Source organism: Burkholderia sp. JPY481 (genome assembly GCF_038900515.1).
Classification (GTDB): Bacteria; Pseudomonadota; Gammaproteobacteria; order Burkholderiales; family Burkholderiaceae; genus Paraburkholderia; species Paraburkholderia youngii.
Genome location: NZ_JAYMRT010000057.1, coordinates 1 through 9,137 on the forward strand (window position 1 = coordinate 1; position 9,137 = coordinate 9,137).

The following is a 9,137-nucleotide window of genomic DNA, read 5'->3' on the forward strand; positions in this document are numbered from 1 at the left end:
ACTCTGCTCCCGTTGAACGGCGAGGCGAATTACCTCGCCCATCAACATGAGAACAGAGTCGGTTTCCTCTCCATTGCTACTACCGCCGGCCGCAGCCCCTTACCGCGCGAGCGGTTTAGTCCCTCGAAGCCGAACTGTCATTCGTAGGATATCGGCCGGAGTTTTCGGGGGCTGGAACGGATCGGAATAGCCGCACGCGCCCAATATTCACGAGCATGCTTCGGTTAACGAAGCTCCGGCAGTTCGAGACCATCGGTCCACTGCGAATGCTGAAACGTCGATTGCGCCAGGGCGGCGGGATAGCAGCTGTGCAGTTTCACGCAGAGTCAGTACGCCGCCCAAGGCAGGCTCCGGGCTAATCGGCGCAAAGTGACGCGGGAATAGTGACTCCTTATACACGCGAACCACCAGGTTCTCAGGCATTTCGAGCACCTTGCCTCATTCGCGAGGTCCCTGACGCTCGTCGTCCGATGTCAACGGGCACGTCGATGCCGTCTGGCGAGCACCCGATGCGGACAGCTCGCGCTGTCGACGAAGTTCACGCGTCCGGCCGGTCGCCGCGCTGAGGCAGCGCCTATTACGAAAGACATATAGGCGAGGCTGCGTCCACACACCATACTCGGTTCATCAAGATTTGCCACGCGGGAGCCGGGCACAAAGCGGACGACCAGAAAGCACCGCGTACGGCACCCATCAAGATGCACAGTCCGCGGCAGTCGAATCGAATCGTAATGCAACTTTAGATTCGTTCCTGTCGAACGTGGCGAGACTGTCGCCCGGTCCGACGCAACCGAGACTGCGCCGATACTTTCGCAAGGAGATTCACATGAAGCCAGCACTGCTACTTGTCGGTGGAGTGATCTGTATGTCCGCCTGGCAGGCGAACGCTGCAGACACCATCCCGAATTCGTCGCCGGCAACGTCGGAGACCGTGATTACTTCGCAAGGTCCGGACTTTTCTGGTCACTCCGAGTCGGGCGGCGTTGCCGTTCCCCATGAAAAAAGCCGGGGCGCAGTTTATCAAGACCTCGTGGACTCGAAGAATGACGGTCAAGCCGCGCGCATCCAGCAACTTTACAGAGGAAGGAAATGAACTGCACCGCTACCCTCGGCTGGGCGACTCACTTGAGGGCCGAAGGCCGACCGCTAACTGGCCTTGCGCGGCGTGATATTCAACGCCCGATTCGCTAGTAAGGAGATGACCGTGAAGATCAAGCATTTAAGCTTAGCGTCGGCAACAGCCATCGCACTTCTCACGCTCAGTGGTGCCGCCCAGGCTGATGGCCATGGCGGCCACGGCGGCCTTTGCTCGAACGCAACGCTAAAGGGACCGTTTGGGTTTATCGGTCACGGAGAGATTCTTGGATTAATAGGTGCCGATGCTAAGGTGCATCCGTACGCCGCCCCGTCGATCCTCGATGACGTCGCCCTTGTGACGTTCGACGGCGCAGGCAATTTCTCACGCACCGACTTCGGCGTTATTGGCGGGTTACCGAAAGGTGGGCAGATTACCTTCAACCCGAACCAGACTGGCACATATACGGTGAACTCCGATTGCACCGGTACCATGAAAATCGTTTATACCGCCGGCGGAGCCGTGCCGGCCGGCGTCGAGACTGATCTAAACATCGTCGTCGCTGCCGACGGGACGCTCGTCCAATCCGTTGTCTACAGGGCGGTCACCGCGTCAGGCCAGACCCCGGACGGCGTAACGTGTCCACCGCAGTGCGAGCAAGGTGTGCAAGAAAGCTTTGAGGGGAAAAAGGTTCTGGTCTACGGCTTCCGTTAGTCGGGTCCCGGATGAACTCACGCTCGCAAATGGGCTAACCATGAGTGGAGCGGTGCCCGAGCCTGGCCGCAGGTTTCGAGCCTTTAATGCGGGCGCCTTTTGCCCGACGATCGGGTCACTTCACCGAACTTGCGCGACATGGAGGGCGCTGGTGCCCGTGATGCTGGCGGACACCGATGACGCCAACATGATCGTCGGGCCCCACGGAGGCGGGCGTCTTTCGACATGATCGCGAGCGTAACTCAGTTGTTTGGGGGCGCGGACGTTCGAACGTCCTGTGTGAAGGTCTGGCCGGCCGATCAGTGCCGCAGGCCTCCGCCTACGGTCGCCCCCCATGAGCCCTTCGTCCCCGGCAACCTATATGGCTGCTTTCGAAGGATAGTGTTTGAAAAGCTCAAAGAGCGCGGCGGTCGCGACCTGCCCGGAAAAAAATCGACCTCTCAGATCGGCCGGCGAGCCGCTCGCGAACCTAGGTCAAGGGTAAGACGACCCATCAAAGCCTCCTACCGGGCCTTGCGCGCCAAGTCGCTGGCTCCCAGTCGGCGGGCGAGAAGATGAATCAGGTACATTGCGAACTGAGGGTCTTGGTAATAGAGTCGCATTGCGTCGGCCGTAGAGGCCGAAAGGAGGTCGCATTCGGTCTGGCAGCGAGCCGTGCAGGTGCGCCGATGGTCAGGGGAAAACAGACCGATCTCCCCCACCATCGTGCCGGGCCCTACCTCAACTCCGAACTCCGTCAGTCTGACCGTCCCGCGCACGACGTAGTAGAGCGCATCGCTACTGGCATTCTTCTGGAACAGGGTCTCTCCGGCTTTTGCGCGAACTGGAGTCATATGGGCGAGCAATCGTGGCACTGAAAGCTGGTCTTCCAGCGCCTGGTGAATCTGTACGTCGCTCACTTCCTCCAAGCGCGCCGCCGTCATACTCGCCTGACCGCGGCTGGACACCTTCAGCGCCTTGTAGACCGAGTGCAAGTGCACCTTTACCGTCCCTTCCGTAATGTTGAGTCGCCGTGCGATTAATTTGTTGGGCTCTCCTCGTGCCGCCAGCGCCAAGACCTCAATCTGACGTTTTGTTAGTGCGCCGGGCGTGACATGCGGCGTCGCATCGGGCGGGCGCCGTGTCCGATCGGGCGGTGAAGGACCGCCCGGTTTGAAAGCGCGCCAAACTGGTGGTGGGTTAGCATGGCCTGCGAGCGCCTGACGCAGTGCATCCAGCAGCACATCGGCAGATTCCGCTTTTCCGACGCAGCCGCTCACACCCGCCTCAAGGAAACTGTCGACGCTGCGCGAATCGATCGCCGTCAATAGCACGACGATCGGCAAATCTGGTTGCATACGTCGCATTACGCTGACTGCACTACGCGCTTCGCGAATATTGTCGCCATCCAGCACGAGCAGATCAGGGATAGATCCGCGCTCGAGAAGAGCGAGCGCGGCGTAGTCGGTACATCGCACATCGGCGCGGGTGGCCAGTTCGGCGAGAAGACGCCCGACGCCATCGCGAAACAATCCAGTTGGAGCGGCGAAAAGAACAAGCATAAGCCCAGGTCTATTCCTTTGCGACATTGACCCGCGGATACGTCACCCGTCTACCGTTCTACCGCAAAGAGCCACCAATCACCCGACCCGCCCTTCAGCGAACGAATGAACTTCGCGGTCTCGAAATGACTACCCAGACCTAGGCTCTATCGGTAGATCCGACGACGTCCGCAATTAGAACAGCGGCTCGTGCAAAAATTTTAAGTCCCGGAATTAGCGATGCCAAGGCAAATTGGCCGGTCGCGGGCCAAAAAACTCCGTGCCCAGCGGAGCGGCGCAACCCGATAAGTCCGATGGGTACGCAATCCCTCACCTGAACCCTCGGACACAAGGCTGTTAAATGCTCGCCGGAAAGCGAGTCCAACGCGCTGAGATGCTTGCCCTAGCCGCGTTCCGATATCAAGCTCGACGATAGAGACCAGAAACGACGCAGGTCTGTTCAGCACCAGCGACCAACGGAGAGCAGGTTTTCCATTGCAAGGCGACGGGTACGAAAAGTAGTGCTACGAGTGCGTCGTGTTCGACATTCATGCCGTTAGAAAAGCAGTTTGAGAACGGGGTAATGTTAGTGTCAAAATTCTCACAGGAGATAAGAAATCACGCCCCGGCCGTCGATCGTAGTTGACGCACAGGAGATCGAACATGTCATTGCAATTATGTGGGTCTTTCGCGCTGGGCAAGATTGCCGTAGCGCTTGCGTTCGCAGGTATGGCAGTACCGGCGCACACCGACACGGTGCGAATCACCGTGTCGCACTACAGTGACGCGACTGGCCCATACTTCAACAAGATGGCTCAGGAGTTCGAAAAAGCTAATCCCGGTACGACAATCAAGATCGAAGAAGTAAACTGGGATTCGCTCCTACAGAAGCTTCAAACGGACATCATGGGTGGCGCTAACTCGGACCTCGCGATTGTCGCCACCCGTTGGTTGCTGGACTTCGTTGAGGACGACGTCGCCGAGCCCCTTGATGGCTACATGGACACGAGCTTCAAGGACCGCTTCATTGGCCAGATCCTGGCGCCGGGTGAAATCAAAGGCAATGTGTACGGCTTGCCGATCGCTGCTTCGACCCGCGCGCTGTACTACAACAAGGACCTGCTTGCGAAAGCTGGTTATCCGAATGGTCCGAAGACCTGGAACGATGTAATGGATGCGTCGAATAAGCTGAAGGTGATGGGAATCGCCGGCTTTGGTCTTCAAGGCAAAGAGATCGAGACAGATGTCTATTTCTATTATGCACTCTGGAGTTTCGGCGGAGACGTGATTGGCAGGGACGGCAAGGCCGCGTTCAATTCGCAGGCTGGTGTGAAGGCCGCAACGCTGTACAAATCGATGATAGACGAAGGTCTGACCGAACCGGGGGTCACCGGGTATAACCGTGAAGGCGTACAGAACCTGTTCAAGCAGGGGCGCGTGGCGATGGTAATCTCCTTGCCTCTGCTGTCGAAGCAGATCGCGAAGGACGCGCCGAATCTGAAGTACGGTGTCGAACCCATTCCGAGCGGTACGACGCAAATCACCTATGCGGTCACTGATTCAATCATGATGTTCAAGAACTGCAAGGTCAAGAAGAGCGCATGGAAGTTTCTCGACTTCGTCTTCACAAAGGGCCCGCGCGTCGAATTCTCGAAGACGGAAGGCTTCCTGCCGACGACGAAGGCCGAAGCCAGCGATCCGGCGCTCAATGGCACAGACATCAAGGCGTTCGTCGCATTGTTGCCGAATGCCCGCTTCGCACCGACTGTCACAGGGTGGGAAGACACCGGAAAGGCCGTGTCGGATGCCTTGCAATCCGTTTACCTGGGAAAGGCGCAACCCGCCGCGGCACTGAACGCGGCGGCCGAAAAGGCAAACCAGTGGCTAGGTAAGTAATACGACCGTGGTCATCGGAATCCGATGAAGAGCAGCGCGCGAGCGCCTTGCGGTAAATGGTGCGGGGCGAAATGATGGTCAACAAGACAATGGTTTGATCCCCATTTCCCGGCAAAGCGAAGTGGCTTCTGCCGCACTTTTCTGTGCCAATGCTTCATTTCCGACCATCTTTTGCAACCGGGATAATCCGTACAGGCACTGTGCTTGCACTGGCCGCATTCCAATGTCGTGGGCGATCAACGACGCGGTGCGATAGTGGTTGTGGGCTTCCTCAATCCGGGGTGCGGTAGCATTGCCATCCGAGACAAGATCCCCCAGCAGGCACCAGGCCCAAGCCTCGTTGCCTCGCTCGCCGGAGGCGCGAGCAAGATCAACTGCTTCATGTGCATGAGCGAGGGCTTCATCTTGCCGACCAGCGCACTGGCACACGCGACCGAATAAAGAGAGTACTAGCGACTGTCCGAACGCTAAATGACTCGCCGCCGCTTGGCGAACTGCCTGTTCCAGAAGAGCTCGAGCCTCATCGGTCCGGCCCAGTGAGGCACACGCCGCCCCCAGACAGGAGGCTATTCGTGGAACGTAGTATGGAAATTCAGCTTTGCACATGGCCAGTGCTGGCTCAAGTGTCTCGACAGCAACCTCGAGATTGCCTTGAACAAGGTGCATCCGTCCTATACCGTGGCCAGAAAAGATCAGTTGCTCTGGCTCATTGATCCTTCGGGCAATGTCGGTCGCCTCCTGTCCAAGGACAGCGGCCTCGTCGAACCGGCCAAGTTCGGCAAGACACAACACCAACCAGATACGAGCGTTGACGCGCGTGTATTTGACATATGTCTCATCGGGGCCGAGCCCGTGGCCATGGCCTTGGAGGAGCGCTAGCGCCTGCCGAGCATGCACCATCGCGCGCTCATAGTCTCCGCAACCATACCGTGATCTTGCCAGCGTCATGGTCGCCCAAGCCTTCGCATCGGAGTCGCTTCTCCGCTCCGTCAACGCCAGGGCGCATTCCCCTGCCTCAACGGCGCCGACCGAATCGCCTAGCGAACCGAGTGCAAAAGCCAACCTTGATAGAACACGCGATAGACGTACCTCGTCGCCCATTCCTTCGGCAAGATGTTTCGCGTTCTCCAGATTCGCGCGGTTCCGTGTCACTTCTCCGAGCGCATGAAGCGAGTGGCTTAGATCCCATCGGATGTCGATAATCTCTCCAAGTGTGTCGGCTGAGGACGGCAGGGCCGCATAGGCGTTCAGGGCTTTCTCGAACAAGACCGATGCCTCGCGATGAGCGGCGCGTTTTGCACTATTGTGACCGGCATGCCGCCACAACCGGGCCGCCTTATCCGTCAATCCTGCCTGGGTGCAGTGTTCGGCCAGGATTTCCGGTTGTTGCTCCGCTACCTCAGAAAAATGATTCTCGATCTCCTGTGCGATGCGGGCATGCAATTGCCGTCGTCTGTCCCGCAGCAGTGAGCTGTACGCGGCATCTTGCACCAGGGCGTGCTTGAAGGTGTATTCCGCATCCGGTGGTGCCCCGTGCCGGAAAATCAGCTCGGCACCGACGAGATGATCCAATGCGTCGTCCAGGCGCTCCCTAGGCATCGACGCGACCGCGCTGATGAGCTCATAAGAAAATCGCCGGCCGATTGCGGCGGCGATTTGCGCGACTTCCCGCACCGGCGACAGGCGATCGAGTCGCACCATCAGCGAAGCGTGCAATGTCATCGGGATCGCCAGTGGAGGTAGCGGACCATCGAGGACGTAGTGCCCGTTCTGCTCGCGCAGTACGCCGCTCTCCAGCACTGTCTTGGTCAGTTCTTCGATAAATAGCGGTATTCCATCGGTATGCTCGATGATCCGGTCCGAAATCTCTTTCGGGAGTGCCTTGCCAAGGGTTATCCGATCGATCATCTCGGCTCGTTGCCGAGGGCGCAGACGATTGAGAGTAAGGAGCATCACCTCTGGGCGGCCGATCCACGGAGATACGAACCCAGAGCGAAAGGTGACGACCAGCAGGACGGGCAGGCTTGCAATACGATCAACAAGATGGTCCAGCGCTTCAAGCGAGCTGGGGTCGGCCCAATGCACATCTTCGAACAATATCAGCAGCGGCTGGCGCGTGGCCAAATCCCTGACCTGCGCGATCATCACGCCAAGCGTCTTATCCTTGAACTGCTGCGGCGTAACGCTGAGTGTGGGGTATCGGCCTTGCGTCGAGATTGATAGCAGCGCCGCGACCAGCGAGGCAGCTTCGCCCAGATCGTCGGCGGCGAACGCGAGCACCGTCTCAAGTTTGCCGAGGCGTTGTTCAGCGGTATCGTCACGTCGCAAGCCGGCCGCACGTTCCAGTTGGGAAATGAATGGATAGAAGGCGCTGTCCTGATGGCGGCGCGAGCAGAAATATCGCAAGCGGTCGTGCGGCTCGAATTGAAGCCGCTCTTCAAGGGCGGTGGTCAGCCGCGATTTTCCGATACCCGGCTCGCCCGAAAGCAGCACAACCTGCGCCTTCCCGCTCTTCGCCCGCTGCCACTGGTTGAGCAACAGCTCGATTTCTTCCTCGCGCCCGACTATGGGCGTCAACGCGGTCGCGTGCAGCGCCTCGAAGCGGCTTTCGACCCCGCTGGGACCGAGCACTTGCCAAACGCGCACTCCTTCGTCAAAACCCTTTACCGTCGCAAGGCCCTTGTCGCAGTAGTCAAACAGCCCGGCCGTAAGCCGCTGCGTGCTTGTAGAAATCACCACTGTTCCGGCTTCTGCCAATGTCTGAAGCCGGGCGGCGAGATTGGGCGTCTCACCGACGGCGCCACGCTCCTCAGCTCCACCCTCACCTGTCAAATCACCGACTATCACTACGCCGGTAGCAATCCCGATCCGGACTCGCAAATTTTCGTCGATCCCTGAATCGAGTGTGCCGATGGCTCGCACCAGCGTCAGCCCAGCTCGCACAGCCCGCTCGGCATCGTCCTCGTGCGCCTGAGGATAGCCAAAATAGGCCAGCACACCATCGCCCATGTACTGGGCAACGAAACCGCCGGCCGCGGTAATTACATCTGCAGAAAGCCGGTGATAGGCTCGAATAATCTTCCGCAGGTCTTCCGGATCGAGCCGCGCCGAGAGGGCAGTCGAGCCGACGAGATCGCAAAACATGACAGTGATCTGGCGCCGGTCCGCGTCATCACGTGGCACGGGCGCGACCGCAACAGATATTGCAATGGCGCTGTCGCCAAGCTGGGCAATCGCACGCAGCATTTTGCGGCGATGTCCAAGCAAGACGCCAAGATCCTTGAGATCCCGGTCCGTGAGATCGCGAAGGACCGATAGATCGATACCATTCTCGGCAAAAAGCCGAACATACTCGGACAAGCCGAGTGATTCCAACCACTCTGCAATGCTTCCCACCGCCTGTCTCCTGAAGGAGGCTGCCTCAATGGTAGGAAAAATATTTGTTCCGCGCTGGCCGACAACGAGCGCGGCAGCCCGCCGCGACCATCCTAAGTTATCTGAACGGAGCGGTCCTCTGAATGGCCGTGTACTGACGAGGGCGAACGGCAGCAGTTGGCCGATTGGATGAAGTCGCCAATGGCCCCTTATGGTCACTCCGGTTCGCAAAAACTGAATTTAGCTGACTGACCGGTTTTGAGAAGGCCATCTGACCGGAGTGGGTCGAAATGACTCGTTCGCATTTGCGCATGTCAACGTTGACCCGTATCCGTTGCGAACGTCAGTGAACCGACCTACAGCCGCCGTACAGCAGCTGATCGGCGACCGGCCGCTCTGGCCGACAAGCCCCCGCTGAGGATCCGGCGGGTTTCGTTAAGCGTTGTTCGACGCCTGCCCATGTCTGCTGCCGCGTGAGTAAGCGACGGCGTATGCGGGCAGGCGTTGGACAACGCTCGAGGGAGGAAACCGCGGGGTGTACCGAGGCGGTTATGGGG

Annotated in this window: 5 protein-coding genes; 3 read left to right on the forward strand and 2 right to left on the reverse strand. The window is 58.9% G+C overall.

The features are described 5' to 3' along the window. Positions 1 to 826: 826 nt before the first annotated feature. Together VSR82_RS38970 and VSR82_RS38975 are read left to right on the forward strand one after the other, a co-directional pair. Positions 827 to 1,093, forward strand: coding sequence for a hypothetical protein (locus tag VSR82_RS38970; RefSeq protein WP_498858818.1), 267 nt, complete (start codon positions 827 to 829; stop codon positions 1,091 to 1,093). A 111-nt stretch (positions 1,094 to 1,204) separates the two neighbouring features. Then, positions 1,205 to 1,789, forward strand: coding sequence for a hypothetical protein (locus VSR82_RS38975; protein ID WP_498858819.1), 585 nt, complete (start codon positions 1,205 to 1,207; stop codon positions 1,787 to 1,789). 503 nt (positions 1,790 to 2,292) lie between these two features. Here VSR82_RS38975 and VSR82_RS38980 read toward each other — a convergent pair. Next, a complete protein-coding gene (locus tag VSR82_RS38980; protein ID WP_498858820.1) occupies positions 2,293 to 3,330 on the reverse strand; it encodes a LuxR C-terminal-related transcriptional regulator in 1,038 nt (345 codons plus the stop codon). Positions 3,331 to 3,972: 642 nt separating this feature from the next. Here VSR82_RS38980 and VSR82_RS38985 point away from each other — a divergent pair. Further along, the gene (locus tag VSR82_RS38985; RefSeq protein WP_498858821.1) at positions 3,973 to 5,205 is read left to right on the forward strand and encodes an ABC transporter substrate-binding protein; all 1,233 of its coding nucleotides are present in this window, start codon (positions 3,973 to 3,975) and stop codon (positions 5,203 to 5,205) included. 78 nt (positions 5,206 to 5,283) lie between these two features. Here VSR82_RS38985 and VSR82_RS38990 read toward each other — a convergent pair whose 3' ends face one another. Next, the gene (locus tag VSR82_RS38990) at positions 5,284 to 8,601 is read right to left on the reverse strand and encodes an ATP-binding protein (RefSeq protein WP_498858822.1); all 3,318 of its coding nucleotides are present in this window, start codon (positions 8,599 to 8,601) and stop codon (positions 5,284 to 5,286) included. Positions 8,602 to 9,137 lie beyond the last annotated feature (536 nt).

What these genes read in the sequence shown, in the direction of transcription:
- VSR82_RS38980 (WP_498858820.1), bottom strand. Translation starts at nt 3,330, where the DNA reads ATGCTTGTTCTTTTCGCCGCTCCAACTGGATTGTTTCGCGATGGCGTC.
- VSR82_RS38970 (WP_498858818.1), top strand. Translation starts at nt 827, where the DNA reads ATGAAGCCAGCACTGCTACTTGTCGGTGGAGTGATCTGTATGTCCGCC.
- VSR82_RS38985 (WP_498858821.1), top strand. Translation starts at nt 3,973, where the DNA reads ATGTCATTGCAATTATGTGGGTCTTTCGCGCTGGGCAAGATTGCCGTA.